This window comes from Dorea amylophila (assembly GCF_025567265.1).
In the GTDB taxonomy this organism is placed as follows: domain Bacteria; phylum Bacillota; class Clostridia; order Lachnospirales; family Lachnospiraceae; genus Dorea_A; species Dorea_A amylophila.
Genome location: NZ_JAOQJW010000008.1, coordinates 1 through 14,726, shown reverse-complemented (window position 1 = coordinate 14,726; position 14,726 = coordinate 1). Strand labels below are relative to the sequence as shown.

Sequence of the window (14,726 nt, the reverse complement as noted above, 5' to 3'; positions counted from 1 at the left end):
GAGCAGGACAAGAATGACTTACCAGAAGATAATAAAGGTGCTGGGACTACCTGATGGAAGCGTCAGATAGTCTTCGGCAGAAAAAAATAAAATTTTTTTTGTCCTATACTTGACACATCCACATACCCTTCGTCATACGGGATGTACCAGACTGGGTGAGAATAACGTCAATCCCAAAGTTATGCAGTATGTGATGGGCCATTCAGATGCACAGATTACAATGAATGTCTATAATCATATTGCAGAAAAGTCTCATGTGGAGAACGAGATGTCCAAAATGAACCTGCCAGAAACCGTACCTGCTGTGGTATAAACCATAAGTCGTTGTCGTAAAATGTGGTAAGAAAATCAGACGAATATATTTTTCCAAGAATTTGTCGTAAAAATGTGGTCAAATCAAGAAAATCGAGTGCGAAAGCAAGTGAAAAATCCCTGTGAAGCCCGTAAAATCAAGGCTTCACAAAATCTTCACAAAATAATTAGCACTCATCTCTTGTTATTACAGCGTCGCTTTTGTCTTAGTTCATAGAGTGCCGTAAAGTGCCTATTTACAGGCTTTTCACGGGTTTTATGAATTTATCACATTTCATCAGAAATCGTCAATATACAAAAAATTGGTGTCAAAATTGGTGTCAAATAACCTTGATTTGAGATTTTGATGAGCAACACATCAGTATAAAAAACTGAATATTTTATAGATTATGGAACGCCTAAAATGACGTTCCTTTTCTATTTCCAGCCGTTCTTATTGGACGGCTATTTTATTACCCAAAATGAAAGGAGCATTAGATTTTATGAAAAAGATGTTAAAACGATTGTGTACGGGCTTCTTAGCTCTTGCAACTGTCGTTACTGCTTTACCGACTACACCCGTCCATGCAGAAAGTAAGCAATACTGGACGGAAAGTGCAGAGCGTGTCGGTATCATTGAAAAAGTAATGAATGACGGTTCTATCGGTTCGACATTCAATGAGGGCTATATGAAAGTCGAGGGCGAAACTGCCTATTGTATCGACATTAACACAAACTTTAAGAACGGTTACAAGACCAGAGCTGACGCAAGCTCACGCATGAGTGTCGACCAGATTTCAGATGTGGCGTTATCCTTAGAGTATGTCAAACAGTATGGCGAAGCTCACAAGGAACTGAATTACAAGCAAGTCTATCTGTTGGAACAATGTGTTGTCTGGCAGAGATTGAGCGTACATCTTGGCTGGCAATGTGATAACGTGCGAGCTTCTTATGATGAAATACCAAAGGCTACGCAGGACGAAGTTTTCTCTGGTGCAAGAGCCTTTGTCAAAGAAAATAAAGAACGCTATGAATGTGGCGGTTATATCTACTCTGGCGAGGGGCAGGAATTGGGACAATTCTGGGCGAAACTGAATGTCGGAAATGCGAAACTACAAAAGACTTCCAGTAATACCAGCATTACAAACGGTAACGGGAATTACTCTATTGCAGGTGCGACCTATGGTGTCTTTTCTGATAAGGACTGCACGAAACAGCTTGCCACCCTTACGACTGATGAAAACGGAAATACAGATATTGTAGAGGTAAAAGCAGGCACAGTCTATATCAAGGAATTATCCGCACCAGCAGGATATAAAGTGGATAAAACTGTATATTCTTTAAAGGTTGAAGTTGGAAAGACAGCAACCTTGAAAGTATCAGATACACCGAAAGTAACGGACACTTTGATTGAGCTTTTCAAGATTGATATGGAAACACAGAAAGACAATCCGCAGGGGAACGCTTCTTTAGCAGGTGCGGAATTTACATGGAAGTATTATGCTGGCTTCTATAACAAAGACAATCTCCCTGCCGAAGCTACTCGTACATGGGTTACAAAGACAATCGCTGAAACAGACAGCGACGGGACAACTCACTACATCACAAAATTAGCGGACGCATACAAGGTATCTGGCGATAGCTTCTATATGCAGGACGGCAAGGCGGTTCTTCCACTTGGAACGCTAACCGTTGAGGAAACGAAAGCTCCAAACGGCTACTTGTTAGAGGGTGCATATATGCAGGCTGGCGATAAGTCCGAACAGATTAAGGGCTTATATGTAACACAGATTACCGAGGACGGCGACCTTGCCGTATTATCTGGAAGTAACCAGTTTTCTGTATCAGACAAGGTTATCCGTGGCGGTGTCAAAATTCAGAAACGAGATTTAGAAACGGGCGATACAAAGCCACAAGGAAGTGCCACTCTGAAAGATACTGTCTTTGACATCATTTCCTTAAATGATAATTCTGTTTTGGTTGAGGGCAAGCTATATAAGAAAAATGAAGTCGTAAAAACTATTCGTACAGATATTGAGGGTATCGCTTCTACTTCCGCTGACCTTTTGCCTTACGGAAATTTCCGTATCGTTGAGAAACAAGCTCCCGACGGTTACTTAACTGACGGTGCAAAACCGATTGATTTTACAATCACAGAAAATGGAAAAATCGTGGACTTAACCGACGAAGCTCATTCTATCTACAATCAGATTAAGCGTGGAGATATTGAGGGTGTAAAAATCGGTGCAGGCACACATAAGCGTCTTGCTGATGTTCCTTTTAGGATCACAAGCAAGACAACGGGCGAAAATCATGTTGTGGTAACTGATGATAACGGGCAGTTTTCCACTTCTGCTGACTGGGCTTCTCATAAGCACAACACAAACGCAGGCAAGACCAGTGAGGACGGTGTGTGGTTTGGGACTTCTGAACCAGACGACAGCAAGGGGGCATTACCTTATGATACCTATATCATTGAAGAAATGCGTTGCGATAGTAACAAAGGCTTTGAACTTATCCCACCTTTTGAAATCGTGGTATCAAGAAATAACCTTGTGATTGATTTAGGAACGCTAACTGATGAATACGAAAAAGAAATCTCTATTCATACCACAGCGACCAGCAAAGACGGCGAAAAGACTATCCTTGCAGGAAAAGAGGTTACAATCGTTGATACTGTCAAATTAGACGGACTTACAAAAGGCGCAAAGTATCAGTTGAAAGGCTGGCAGATGTTAAAGGAAGAAAACGCCGAGCTTATCATTGACGGGAAACGTGTAGAAAACGATTATACCTTTGTCGCTGATGATGAAGAAATGAAAGTGAAAATTTCCTATACATTCAATGCGTCTGCTTTAGGTGGCAAAAACCTTGTTACCTTTGAAGAATTATATGATTTCAGCAATCCAGACGAACCCGTAAAAGTTGCAGAACACAAAGACATTGAGGACGACGGGCAAACGGTACTTATCACAGAGCGTATCATCAAGATACATACTACCGCTACCGATAAGGACGGCAACAAAGAGCTTAAAGCAGGAAAAGACGTTACAATCATTGATACCGTAACCTTAGAGGGCTTAGAAGTCGGTACACAGTACAAACTTGTGGGCTGGCAGATGTTGAAAGAAGAAAATGCAGAACTTCTTATCAATGGAAAACGTGTGGAAAGTGATTACACTTTTATTGCTGACAGCGAAACTATGAAAGTGGAAGTTGCTTTTACGTTTGACGCTACTTCTCTTGACGGCAAACAGCTTGTAACTTTTGAGGAATTATACGATTTAAGCAATCCAGACGAGCCGAAGAAAGTTACCGAGCATAAGGATATTGAGGATAAGGGACAGACGATTACTTTTAAGGAAAAGCCAGAAGAACCAGAGAAACCCGAAACACCACCGACACCGGAAAAGCCTAACAGACCTAGCGACAGTCCCAAAACGGGCGACAGTACAAATGTAATGGCATTTGTCGTGATGTTGCTTGCGTCTGCTGGTGGACTGGCTGGAACATATCTTTACAAACGCCGTAAAATGAAGAAATCATAAGGCGGTAACGGTATGAGGAAAGAAAAATCACGCTCTCCGCCGAAGCTGTCAAACGGCAGATTTTTGCTTATTCTGGCTTGTCTGCCTACAACCTGCAAGAACACGGATAGTCAAGGGTGCGTAAGCATTGATTTTACCCTTTACTATCTGGGGGATTGCTGGTACTTCCCAAACCGCCAGAATAAGAAATCACAATTAAAAAACTTATCAAATATAGAAAGAAACGAGGTAAAACAGTATGGAAATGAAATATGTCGTGCCAGATATGGCACAGTCTTTTGGAACTCTTGAATTTGCAGGCGAAAGCGAGCCAGTCTTTGAAAGAGATAAAAATAATCGCAGGGTCTTAGCCAGACGAAGCTATAACCTTTATTCTGACATACAGAAAGGCGAAAATGTTGTGGTGGAAATTCCTGTGCAGGCTGGCGAAAAGCATTTCAAGTATGAACAGAAAGTAAAACTTGTCAATCCGAAGTTATACGGCAGAGGTTACGCAATCGGGGATATGGGACATACCGATTATGTATTAGTTGCTGATGATATTGTAGCAGTTGAAGAAAAGTAAAGGAGTGAAGAATTTATGAGATTATCAAACGGGTTTGTTATTGACAAAGAGAAAACATTTGGAGAATTAAAGTTTACAGCGGTACGTGATGTGTTCTTGCAGAATGAGGACGGGACACCGAGTACCCAGCTTAAAAAGCGTATCTATGATTTGAAGTGCAGTCTGCATGGTGGAATTATCCCCGTATCTGTACCGCCAGAAGTACCGTTAAGGGAATTTCCTTACAATGCAGTCGTGGAGCTTGTCAATCCCGTAGCCGATACGGTATCACGAAAAACCTATACGGGTGCAGATGTGGACTGGTATGTAAAGGCAGAGGATATTGTGTTAAAGAATAAAGGCAACCAGAACGCAGGCAATCCACAGAATAATAACACGCAGGGACAACCGAAAAAATAGTAATTGATATACCTTTCAAAAAAAAGTGTTGTTCAATTAAAATATACTGTTGACATTCATAGTACTGTGTAGTACGATATACCTATCAAGAAAACAGTGAGGTGAACAACATGAACTTAGACAAATGGAAATCTCAAATAGTGCGAGGTACATTGGAATATTGTATTTTGCTAATGCTGGATAAAAAAGTATATTATGGGTATGAGATTTTACAAGAATTGAGCAAATATCCTATAATTACTTCTACGGAAAGTACAGTATATCCATTGTTAAGAAGATTACAAAAGGAAAATTATTTGCAATCAACTTGGCAAGAGTCCACAGAGGGCTTGCCACCTCGTAAATATTATTCATTAACACCAGACGGAAAAAATTATCTGGACGCTATGAATACTGAATGGGAAAATTTATTAAATGCTATGTCTGATTTGAAAGGAGAATAAAATTATGAATACTACATTTGAAAAATATTTAGACACTATTGATAAATGTTTGAAACCACTTCCAACTTCTGAACGTGTTGATATTGTAAAAGAAATAAAAGGCTCTATTTTAGAAATGGAAAGCGAAAATCTCTCAACAGAACAAATTTTAACCAGATTAGGAAAGCCAAAAGACCTTGCAAAAGCCTATCTTGGAGATTTACTTGCAAAGGAAAACGGTTTTAGCTGGAACAGATTTTTAACAGTTTGTGCTTTTTATAGCTTAGTAGGTTTTTCTGGATTGTTTGTAATACCTGTTTTGGTTATTGTTGCACCTACTTTTATTCTGTGTGGTGTTGCTTCTGCTGTATTAGGGATTATAAAATTAGTAGATTATTTATTACATTTGAATATTCCTTATGTAGATTATATTGGTTTTCAATTTGGAAATACAGCTTTAAGCCCTATTCCAGTATTTATCTTATCACTAATCACGGGAATAATCTTGTTCTTATTAGGACGAGGTGCATGGAAGTTATTGATTACCTATTGCAAAGGTATTAGTAAGACTAAAAACAATTTATCAATTTAATATGTATGTGTGTTTAAGCAGTTAGTCTATACGATTGACTGCTTTTTTCATATCCAGAAAGGAGTGATTGATTTATGCGTAAGATTTGTAACAAAGGACACCGTATCAGAGCCAGCGACAAGCAACTTGTCTACCACTTTTCCATAGGAACGTTTCTGTTTGTATTCGTGGCGATTCTCCTGCTATTGAATATCAAACAGCTCATGCGTACCGATTGGGAGCATTTTAGCTTGTTAGAAAACGGCTTGACGCTCTCCCCTTACAACTTCATAACCATACTGATAGCGACTGGTGTTTGTGCATTGGTCGCTTTTCTGTATTATCGCTTCTGTTATGACAATTTCAAGAACCTCCTGCACCGTCAAAAGCTGGCAAGAATGATACTGGAAAACAAGTGGTATGAAGCCGATACCGTACAAGATAGCGGTTTTTTTACTGACCTGCAAGGCAGATCAAGGGAAAAAATCGTCTGGTTTCCAAAGATTTATTATCAAATGGAAAAGGGACTGCTTCATATCCGCTGTGAAATTACGCTGGGAAAATATCAAGACCAGCTTTTACGGTTAGAGGATAAATTGGAAAGTGGCTTATATTGTGAGTTGACCGACAAAACCTTACATGACGGCTATATCGAATATACCCTGCTTTATGATATGATAGCGAACCGCATTACCATTGATGAAGTAAGGGCAGAAAACGGCTGTCTTAGACTGATGAAAAATCTTGTCTGGGAATATGACGCACTCCCTCACGCTCTGATTGCTGGTGGGACTGGTGGCGGTAAAACTTATTTTCTGCTGACGCTCATTGAAGCCCTACTGCATACCAACGCTGTCCTTTACATCTTAGACCCGAAGAATAGCGACCTTGCGGATTTAGGAACGGTCATGCCAAACGTCTACCATACCAAAGAAGAAATGATAGATTGCGTCAATGCTTTTTATGAGGGAATGGTACAGCGAAGTGAGGAAATGAAACGACACCCAAACTATAAGACGGGCGAAAACTATGCCTATCTGGGACTGCCACCCTGCTTTCTTATCTTTGATGAATATGTAGCATTTTTTGAAATGCTGGGGACGAAAGAAAGTGTGAGCTTACTTAGCCAGTTAAAGAAAATCGTTATGTTAGGACGACAAGCAGGTTATTTCCTTATCGTTGCCTGCCAGCGTCCAGACGCAAAGTATTTCTCGGACGGGATAAGGGATAACTTCAATTTCCGTGTGGGCTTGGGGCGTATCAGCGAATTAGGTTACGGTATGCTGTTCGGTTCAGATGTGAAAAAGCAATTTTTTCAGAAGCGTATCAAGGGACGTGGCTATTGTGATGTGGGAACAAGCGTTATAAGTGAGTTTTACACGCCTTTAGTTCCAAAAGGACATGATTTTTTGCAGACTATCGGCTTTCTTTCACAAGCAAGGCAGGACGGGACGGCGACGTGCGAAGCGAAAGGCGACGGCACGGACTAGCCGTTGCTGGTGTGGCGTAAGCCACGCCAGCAGGTAAAACCCCTCGGTATCTAACAGAGGGGTACGTTTGCAAATAGACAATAGACGAAAAACATAGGAAACATAAGGCTTCTGGCATGATTTTCTAGCAAAAATCGGCTGTGAAGTTGCCTTAAAAAACTTCACACTTTACAGATTGGGGGTATGGTTCTGAATGAAGAACAAGGGATAAAAGAATTACGGGACAAACGGATTGCTTACGGTATCTCACAAGGCAGGCTGGCGGTGGCTTCTGGTATCACAAGGGAATATCTCAACAAGATAGAAAGCGGAAAAATGAAGCCGTCAAAGGAGCTTCTGGAAACTCTGCATAAAGAACTGGCAAGGTTCAATCCAGAAGCACCGCTTACCATGCTGTTTGATTATGTGAAAATTCGTTTTCCCACGCTGGATATACAGCACATTATCAAAGATATATTAAAACTGAATATCAATTATATGCTCCATGAAGATTACGGACATTACAGCTATACGGAGCATTATTCTCTTGGGGACATCTTTATCTATACGTCGGCTGACGAAGAAAAAGGTGTCCTTTTAGAGTTAAAAGGGCGTGGTTGCCGACAGTTTGAAAGTTACCTGCTGGCACAGCAAAGAAGCTGGTATGACTTTCTCATGGACGCACTCGTAGATGGTGGCGTGATGAAGCGTATCGACCTTGCTATCAACGACCATATGGGCATTTTGGATATACCAGAGCTTGCGGAGAAATGCAGGAAACGGGAATATATCGGAAAGTCCAGAAGTTATAAGTTTTATCAGTCTGGCGAGCTTATCAAGCATAGAGAGGACGACAGAGAATATATGGGACGTACCCTTTATCTTGGTTCTCTGAAATCAGATGTGTATTTCTGTATCTATGAAAAGGACTATGAGCAGTACGTCAAGCTGGGGACACCTCTGGAAGAAGCCGACATTATCAACCGTTTTGAGATACGGCTTCGGAATGAACGAGCCTATTATGCAGTACGAGATTTGCTGACCTATTATGACGCAGAGCAGACTGCCTTTTCTATCATCAACCAGTATGTGCGGTTTGTTGATGAAGAAGCAGACAAGCGAAAAAATGACTGGAAACTCAATGACCGCTGGGCGTGGTTTATCGGCGATAACAGACAGAGCTTGAAGCTGACGACAAAGCCAGAACCTTATACCTTAGACCGCACATTGCGTTGGGTACAAAGGCAGGTAGCACCGACCTTAAAAATGCTGAAAAAGATTGATAAGGGAAACGGTACAGACTACATGGAAACAATCGAAAAGCAGGCAACCTTGAGTGAAAAACATAAAATGATAATCAAACAGCAGACGACCCCTGCAAAAGATTTAGTGGAAAGTTAGGAGTGATAAAAAATGTGGGAATTAGGAAAAGACTTCCTGTTGGTATCTATGGGAATGGGTATCGGCGTTGTCTTGATGTGTATTTTGAGTGTTGGCAAAGAAGCTGACTATAAAATGAAACAATTAGAAGAAAGCGAGGACAATTAAATGAATTTCGGACAAAATTTGTATCAATGGTTTTTATCAAACGCACAGAGCTTGGTGCTTATGGCGATTGTGGTTATCGGTATCTACTTAGGGTTCAAGCGTGAGTTTTCAAAGCTCATTGGCTTCTTAGTAGTTGCCTTGATTGCTGTCGGCTTGGTATTCAATGCTGGCGGTGTGAAAGATGTACTGTTAGAGCTGTTCAATAAGATTATCGGTGCATAGAATTTTATTGTGATGCTGATATGAGAATGGTATAATGTGGATATATAAAATTCTGATTTATGGGGGCGTTATTTTGAAGAAAGCAATGATATATGTTCATGGTAAAGGTGGAAGTTATCTTGAAGCTGAACAGTTCAAAAATATTTGTTTAGATTTTGATGTTTTTGGAGTAGATTATAATGACTATTTCCCGTGGATTGTAAAAAATAAAATTATGGAAGTCTACGATAAAATATCTGAAAAATATGACTACATATATGTACTTGCTAATAGTATCGGAGCTTATTTTACAATGCACACATTACAGAATTTCAAGATTGAAAAAGCATTGTTCATATCGCCTATACTTGATATGGAACAACTTATAGTAGATATGATGAGCTGGGCGAATGTGTCTGAAAAGGAACTTTCTGAAAGAAAAGAAATACCAACTGATTTTGGAGAAACATTATCGTGGGAATATCTATGTTTTGTTCGGGCAAACCCGATAAACTGGAAAACGCCTACTGAAATTTTGTATGCTGAACATGATAATCTTACATCACGTCAAACGGTAGATAAATTTATTGATAGACATTGTGCAAATCTTACCGTTATGAATGACGGAGAACATTGGTTTCATACTGACGAACAGATTTTCTTTAGAGATAATTGGCTAAGAAAAGTTATACAATAGAATTTAGATTTTATATCCACACACAAAGCAGTTAGTTTTAGGATTGACTGCTTTTTTCTTATCAAAATTTCAGATTGGAGTGATGAAATGGTGTCTATTAGAGCTGTTCAATAAGATTATCGGTGCATAAAATTTTATTGTAGTGCTGATATGAGAATGTTATAATATAAATATAAAGAAAGCGATAAGATTTTATTAGGGAGGGCTTATAATGAAATGTACAGAATGCAATAACACTCTACATAAGACAATAGGCGAATTTTCAATGAGTATTGACGGGAAAACTATAAAAGTGATAAATGCTCCTATTTTACATTGTAAAAACTGCGATTTAGTAGTTGTTGACGATGAAATAAAGAACAATGCAAAAGAATTCGCAAAAATATATTTATCCGATAATATTCTTGATTATGCAGAATGCGAAGCTGGAACTATGATACCAATAATGAATTTGCTTTTTTAATCTGATATTTTATCAAAGAAAATATAGGACGAACAATTTCATATCCATACACACAAAGCAGTTAGTCTTGGGATTGACTGCTTTTTTCTTGCCTAAATTTCAGATTGGAGTGATGAAATGAGCGATATTTTTAAGGATATGCAGGCAAACGTCGGCTGTGAATACATTTCCGACCTGCCCTCTTACAAACGTAAGGTGTGGCAGGAAATGAAACGACTGAACCCTGCCGACTATGAAGAAAGACAGTTAGACGATTTTTATAAATATGTGTTTGGTATGTCGTACCAGACCTTAAAAGATGTGATGAAACAACAGAAAGGACGTGAGGAACAATGCAGGAAACAAAGGTGCTGGTGGAAACGAAAGGAACAACTGGCGAAGAAACAACATCATACTGGTTCGACCTGCCGATAGATGTTGCCGAGTTTGAAGAAAAGTTAGGTATCGGTGCAGAAAGTGGGGATTACCGTATTATCGAAAAGGTGTTGCCTTATGCTGATGAAGTCCACGAACATACAAGCGTGTACCAGCTCAACGAATTAGATTTTATGTACCGCCAGTTACCAGCCGATATGCAGGAAGAATATACAGCACTTCTTACCGTATTTGAGAACTTAGAAGCACTTTATATTTGCAGGAACGTGATTACCATTTATCACGATTGTAAAAGCATGATTGATGTTGCAAGGCAAAAGCTGATGAATGACCCGACATTCAAACATTTATCCGAGGATTGTCAAGAATACTACTTCGATTTTGAAGCCTACGCTTCTCATTTGCTGGAACACGGGAAATTTTTAGTAACAGAACACGGTATCTTTGAACTGCCAGAGTAGGAAATGAGGTGGTGCTTATGATTGATGATATGGCGGTTTATATCGCTAATCTTGGCAAATACAATGAGGGCTATTTAGTCGGTGCTTGGTTTACATTTCCCATTGACGAGGAAGATGTAAAAGAAAAAATCGGCTTGAATGAACAGTATGAGGAATACGCTATCCATGATACCGACAACTTCCCCATTGCGATTGGCGAGTATGTTTCCATTGAAGAACTCAATGAGATGTATGAAATGATAGAGGAACTTCCCGACTATATCGTAGAATGTCTGGACGAATTTATCAGCCACTACGGGACGCTGGAAGAAGTCGTGGAACATAAGGACGATATTTATTATTATCCCGACTGTGAAACCATGACAGACGTTGCCTACTACTACATAGACGAATTGCAGGCACTGGGGGATATTCCACCCAGCTTGCAGAACTACATTGACTATGAAGCCTACGGGCGAGATTTGGATATGGGCGGTTGCTTTATTGAAACAAGCCGAGGTATGTGCGAGATACCATATTAACGCTGGAAGATCAACAACAAGCATTGTTGCTACTGACAGCGTATTTCTCTTTAAGGGACAGTCTGAAACATGGCTGTCCTTTTCTCTTTGAAGAACTTACGAAAGGAGCTGAAAGAACTTGAAAAAGATTAAATCTTATACGGGTATCTGGAACGTGGAAAAAGTCTTGTATGCAATCAATGACTTTAACCTGCCTTTTCCCGTTACCTTTACACAGATTACATGGTTTGTGATTACAGAATTTATCATCATTCTGTTTGGGGATATGCCCCCACTTTCCATGATTGAGGGAGCATTTCTCAAATACTTCGGTATTCCCGTTGCTCTCACTTGGTTTATGTCGCAGAAAACCTTTGACGGAAAGAAGCCGTACAGCTTTTTGAAATCACAGATAACCTATGCCCTGCGACCAAAAATCACTTATGCAGGAAAAGCCGTAAAACTGCATAAGCAGACCTTGAATGAAACAATCACGGCAGTAAGGAGTGTGAACTATGTTCCCGATAAAATATATTGACAATAACCTTGTCTGGAACAAGGACAATGAGGTGTTCGCCTACTATGAGCTGATACCGTACAACTATTCTTTCTTATCCGCAGAGCAGAAATTTATTGTGCATGACAGTTTTCGACAGCTTATCGCACAGTCCCGTGAGGGTAAAATTCATGCCTTGCAGATTGCCACGGAAAGCTCCATACGAAGTATGCAGGAACAGTCAAAGAAACTGGTAACTGGAAAATTAAAGGAAGTTGCTTACCAGAAGATAGACGAACAGACCGAAGCGTTAGTATCTATGATTGGGGACAATCAAGTGGACTACCGCTTTTTTCTTGGCTTTAAGCTCATGGTTACGGAAGAACAGCTCAATCTGAAGAACATCAAAAAATCGGCGTGGCTGACGTTCACGGAATTTCTCCATGAAGTGAACCACACGCTGATGAATGATTTTGTTTCCATGCCGAATGATGAAATCAACCGTTACATGAAAATGGAAAAGTTACTGGAAAATAAAATCTCCCGTCGCTTTAAGGTGCGTCGCTTGGAAATCAACGATTTTGGGTATCTCATGGAACATCTTTACGGCAGGGACGGTATCGCCTATGAAGATTATGAGTATCAGCTACCAAAGAAAAAATTGAACAAAGAAACGCTGATAAAATACTACGACCTTATCCGTCCGACAAGGTGTGTGATTGAAGAAAGCCAGCGATATTTACGCTTGGAACATGAGGACAAGGAAAGTTATGTGTCCTATTTTACCGTCAATGCGATTGTCGGCGAGCTTGATTTTCCGTCAAGTGAAATCTTCTATTTCCAGCAACAGCAATTCACATTCCCCGTTGATACTTCTATGAATGTAGAAATCGTGGAAAATCGAAAAGCATTAACGACAGTCCGCAACAAGAAAAAGGAATTGAAAGACCTTGACAATCACGCTTATCAAGCAGGAAGTGAAACCAGCTCAAATGTGGTGGACGCATTAGACAGCGTGGACGAACTGGAAACGGACTTAGACCAGAGCAAAGAAAGTATGTATAAGTTAAGCTACGTGATACGGATGTCTGCACCCGATCTTGACGAGCTGAAACGCCGTTGTGATGAAGTCAAGGACTTTTACGACGACCTCAATGTAAAGCTGGTGCGTCCTGCTGGGGATATGCTGGGGCTTCATTCTGAATTTTTACCTGCCAGCAAGCGATATATCAACGACTATGTGCAGTATGTAAAATCAGACTTCTTGGCAGGGCTTGGCTTTGGAGCGACCCAGCAGTTAGGGGAAACTACGGGTATCTATATGGGCTATTCCGTTGATACGGGAAGAAATGTGTACCTGCAACCGTCTTTAGCTTCGCAGGGCGTAAAAGGCACAGTTACAAATGCCCTTGCTTCTGCTTTTGTCGGTTCGCTTGGCGGTGGTAAGTCGTTCTGCAACAATCTTCTTGTGTATTATTCGGTGTTGTTTGGGGGACAAGCGGTTATCTTAGACCCAAAATCAGAGCGTGGCAACTGGAAAGAAACACTTCCAGAAATCGCCCATGAAATCAATATCGTAAATCTTACCAGCGACAAGGACAATGCAGGACTTCTTGACCCATTCGTGATTATGAAGAATGTTAAGGACGCTGAAAGTCTGGCAATCGACATCTTGACATTCCTTACGGGTATTTCCTCTAGGGACGGCGAAAAATTTCCCGTACTTCGTAAAGCGGTACGTTCCGTTACCCAGAGTGACAGTCGGGGCTTGCTCCATGTGATAGACGAGCTACGCCGTGAAGATACACCCATATCAAGAAATATCGCAGACCATATCGACAGCTTCACGGACTACGACTTTGCACACCTGCTGTTTTCAGACGGTACGGTGGAAAATGCAATCAGTTTAGATAATCAGCTCAATATCATTCAAGTAGCCGACCTTGTGTTGCCAGATAAAGATACCACTTTTGAGGAATACACGACCATTGAATTATTGTCGGTGTCTATGCTGATTGTGATTAGTACCTTTGCCCTTGATTTTATCCATTCGGACAGAAGTATTTTTAAGATTGTAGATTTGGACGAAGCATGGGCGTTTTTGAATGTGGCACAAGGAGAAACTTTATCAAATAAGCTGGTTCGTGCTGGACGAGCTATGCAGGCAGGCGTTTATTTCGTTACACAATCTTCTGGGGACGTGTCAAAGGAAAGTCTGAAAAACAATATCGGCTTGAAATTTGCCTTTCGTTCTACTGATATTAACGAGATAAAACAGACCTTAGAATTTTTCGGTATCGACAAGGACGACGAAAACAACCAGAAGCGACTTCGTGATTTGGAGAACGGACAATGCTTATTGCAGGACTTATACGGGCGTGTCGGTGTGGTGCAGATACACCCAGTCTTTGAAGAACTGCTACACGCCTTTGATACCAGACCGCCCGTACAGAGAAATGAGGTGGAGTGATGAAAGAAAGGATAAAAGGTGCGTTCACAAAAAAGAAGATTTTCCACTTTCTCAAAATGGCTCTGTTCGTGGTGGCACTCTCCATTATCCTGCTTTCACTTCTGGGGACGGTGGCTCATGCGACGGGGCTTGTGGACGATACCATAAACGCAGAAAATCTTTACTCAAAATATCCCCTTTCCAACTACCAGCTTGATTTTTATGTGGATAATAGCTGGTCGTGGCTTCCGTGGAACTGGCTGGACGGTAT

At 40.6% G+C, this 14,726-nt stretch carries 17 protein-coding genes and 1 pseudogene; all 18 read left to right on the top strand.

What is annotated here, in order from left to right:
- Positions 1 to 109 precede the first annotated feature (109 nt).
- Positions 110 to 313: a tyrosine-type recombinase/integrase gene (locus tag OCV72_RS06265; RefSeq protein ID WP_227198731.1), complete on the top strand. Its 204-nt coding sequence runs from the start codon at positions 110 to 112 to the stop codon at positions 311 to 313.
- A 481-nt stretch (positions 314 to 794) separates the two neighbouring features.
- On the top strand, positions 795 to 3,839 hold the full coding sequence (locus tag OCV72_RS06260) for an SrtB-anchored collagen-binding adhesin (RefSeq protein WP_055282708.1): 3,045 nt from the start codon (positions 795 to 797) through the stop codon (positions 3,837 to 3,839).
- Between the two features lie 238 nt (positions 3,840 to 4,077).
- Positions 4,078 to 4,404, top strand: coding sequence for a YdcP family protein (locus tag OCV72_RS06255; RefSeq protein WP_055056278.1), 327 nt, complete (start codon positions 4,078 to 4,080; stop codon positions 4,402 to 4,404).
- A 15-nt stretch (positions 4,405 to 4,419) separates the two neighbouring features.
- The gene (locus OCV72_RS06250) at positions 4,420 to 4,803 is read left to right on the top strand and encodes a YdcP family protein (protein WP_007286209.1); all 384 of its coding nucleotides are present in this window, start codon (positions 4,420 to 4,422) and stop codon (positions 4,801 to 4,803) included.
- A 110-nt stretch (positions 4,804 to 4,913) separates the two neighbouring features.
- Complete coding sequence (locus tag OCV72_RS06245; RefSeq protein ID WP_007286208.1) at positions 4,914 to 5,246, top strand: PadR family transcriptional regulator; 333 nt, start codon at positions 4,914 to 4,916, stop codon at positions 5,244 to 5,246.
- Positions 5,247 to 5,250: 4 nt separating this feature from the next.
- Positions 5,251 to 5,817, top strand: a complete 567-nt coding sequence (locus OCV72_RS06240) for an HAAS signaling domain-containing protein (RefSeq protein WP_055056277.1) — start codon at positions 5,251 to 5,253, stop codon at positions 5,815 to 5,817.
- Positions 5,818 to 5,891: 74 nt separating this feature from the next.
- Complete coding sequence (locus tag OCV72_RS06235) at positions 5,892 to 7,286, top strand: FtsK/SpoIIIE domain-containing protein (RefSeq protein ID WP_055056276.1); 1,395 nt, start codon at positions 5,892 to 5,894, stop codon at positions 7,284 to 7,286.
- Positions 7,287 to 7,469: 183 nt separating this feature from the next.
- Entirely contained in the window at positions 7,470 to 8,666 is a 1,197-nt protein-coding gene (gene mobT / locus OCV72_RS06230) for a MobT family relaxase (RefSeq protein ID WP_055056275.1), read from the top strand.
- Positions 8,667 to 8,678: 12 nt separating this feature from the next.
- Complete coding sequence (locus OCV72_RS06225) at positions 8,679 to 8,813, top strand: DUF3789 domain-containing protein (RefSeq protein WP_055056274.1); 135 nt, start codon at positions 8,679 to 8,681, stop codon at positions 8,811 to 8,813.
- A complete protein-coding gene (locus tag OCV72_RS06220; RefSeq protein WP_002323342.1) occupies positions 8,814 to 9,035 on the top strand; it encodes a hypothetical protein in 222 nt (73 codons plus the stop codon). It abuts the gene before it with no gap.
- A 34-nt stretch (positions 9,036 to 9,069) separates the two neighbouring features.
- Positions 9,070 to 9,711 (top strand): alpha/beta hydrolase, encoded by a 642-nt coding sequence (locus OCV72_RS06215; RefSeq protein ID WP_008393975.1) that lies wholly within the window; start codon positions 9,070 to 9,072, stop codon positions 9,709 to 9,711.
- A 211-nt stretch (positions 9,712 to 9,922) separates the two neighbouring features.
- A complete protein-coding gene (locus tag OCV72_RS06210; RefSeq protein WP_055056273.1) occupies positions 9,923 to 10,174 on the top strand; it encodes a YgiT-type zinc finger protein in 252 nt (83 codons plus the stop codon).
- A 117-nt stretch (positions 10,175 to 10,291) separates the two neighbouring features.
- Complete coding sequence (locus OCV72_RS06205) at positions 10,292 to 10,588, top strand: conjugal transfer protein (protein ID WP_081019442.1); 297 nt, start codon at positions 10,292 to 10,294, stop codon at positions 10,586 to 10,588.
- Positions 10,507 to 11,010, top strand: coding sequence for an antirestriction protein ArdA (locus tag OCV72_RS06200; RefSeq protein WP_055056272.1), 504 nt, complete (start codon positions 10,507 to 10,509; stop codon positions 11,008 to 11,010). Before OCV72_RS06205 ends, OCV72_RS06200 begins: the two co-directional genes overlap by 82 nt.
- A 17-nt stretch (positions 11,011 to 11,027) precedes the next feature.
- Positions 11,028 to 11,531 (top strand): antirestriction protein ArdA, encoded by a 504-nt coding sequence (locus OCV72_RS06195; protein ID WP_002323345.1) that lies wholly within the window; start codon positions 11,028 to 11,030, stop codon positions 11,529 to 11,531.
- A 118-nt stretch (positions 11,532 to 11,649) separates the two neighbouring features.
- Positions 11,650 to 12,048 carry a conjugal transfer protein gene (locus OCV72_RS06190; RefSeq protein ID WP_011861948.1) on the top strand — a complete coding sequence of 133 codons (399 nt, stop codon included), beginning with the start codon at positions 11,650 to 11,652 and terminating at the stop codon, positions 12,046 to 12,048.
- Positions 12,026 to 14,476: a conjugal transfer ATPase TcpF gene (gene tcpF, locus OCV72_RS06185; protein ID WP_055056271.1), complete on the top strand. Its 2,451-nt coding sequence runs from the start codon at positions 12,026 to 12,028 to the stop codon at positions 14,474 to 14,476. The genes OCV72_RS06190 and tcpF overlap by 23 nt, the downstream gene beginning before the upstream one ends.
- Positions 14,476 to 14,726 (top strand): annotated as a pseudogene (locus OCV72_RS06180) (YtxH domain-containing protein); the annotation flags it as partial. The gene tcpF and the pseudogene OCV72_RS06180, both read left to right, overlap by 1 nt.

What these genes read in the sequence shown, in the direction of transcription:
- OCV72_RS06255 (WP_055056278.1), top strand. Translation starts at nt 4,078, where the DNA reads ATGGAAATGAAATATGTCGTGCCAGATATGGCACAGTCTTTTGGAACT.
- OCV72_RS06260 (WP_055282708.1), top strand. Translation starts at nt 795, where the DNA reads ATGAAAAAGATGTTAAAACGATTGTGTACGGGCTTCTTAGCTCTTGCA.
- OCV72_RS06195 (WP_002323345.1), top strand. Translation starts at nt 11,028, where the DNA reads ATGATTGATGATATGGCGGTTTATATCGCTAATCTTGGCAAATACAAT.
- OCV72_RS06235 (WP_055056276.1), top strand. Translation starts at nt 5,892, where the DNA reads ATGCGTAAGATTTGTAACAAAGGACACCGTATCAGAGCCAGCGACAAG.
- OCV72_RS06250 (WP_007286209.1), top strand. Translation starts at nt 4,420, where the DNA reads ATGAGATTATCAAACGGGTTTGTTATTGACAAAGAGAAAACATTTGGA.
- OCV72_RS06240 (WP_055056277.1), top strand. Translation starts at nt 5,251, where the DNA reads ATGAATACTACATTTGAAAAATATTTAGACACTATTGATAAATGTTTG.
- OCV72_RS06205 (WP_081019442.1), top strand. Translation starts at nt 10,292, where the DNA reads ATGAGCGATATTTTTAAGGATATGCAGGCAAACGTCGGCTGTGAATAC.
- mobT (WP_055056275.1), top strand. Translation starts at nt 7,470, where the DNA reads ATGGTTCTGAATGAAGAACAAGGGATAAAAGAATTACGGGACAAACGG.
- OCV72_RS06225 (WP_055056274.1), top strand. Translation starts at nt 8,679, where the DNA reads ATGTGGGAATTAGGAAAAGACTTCCTGTTGGTATCTATGGGAATGGGT.
- OCV72_RS06200 (WP_055056272.1), top strand. Translation starts at nt 10,507, where the DNA reads ATGCAGGAAACAAAGGTGCTGGTGGAAACGAAAGGAACAACTGGCGAA.
- tcpF (WP_055056271.1), top strand. Translation starts at nt 12,026, where the DNA reads ATGTTCCCGATAAAATATATTGACAATAACCTTGTCTGGAACAAGGAC.
- OCV72_RS06210 (WP_055056273.1), top strand. Translation starts at nt 9,923, where the DNA reads ATGAAATGTACAGAATGCAATAACACTCTACATAAGACAATAGGCGAA.
- OCV72_RS06215 (WP_008393975.1), top strand. Translation starts at nt 9,070, where the DNA reads ATGTGGATATATAAAATTCTGATTTATGGGGGCGTTATTTTGAAGAAA.
- OCV72_RS06220 (WP_002323342.1), top strand. Translation starts at nt 8,814, where the DNA reads ATGAATTTCGGACAAAATTTGTATCAATGGTTTTTATCAAACGCACAG.
- OCV72_RS06245 (WP_007286208.1), top strand. Translation starts at nt 4,914, where the DNA reads ATGAACTTAGACAAATGGAAATCTCAAATAGTGCGAGGTACATTGGAA.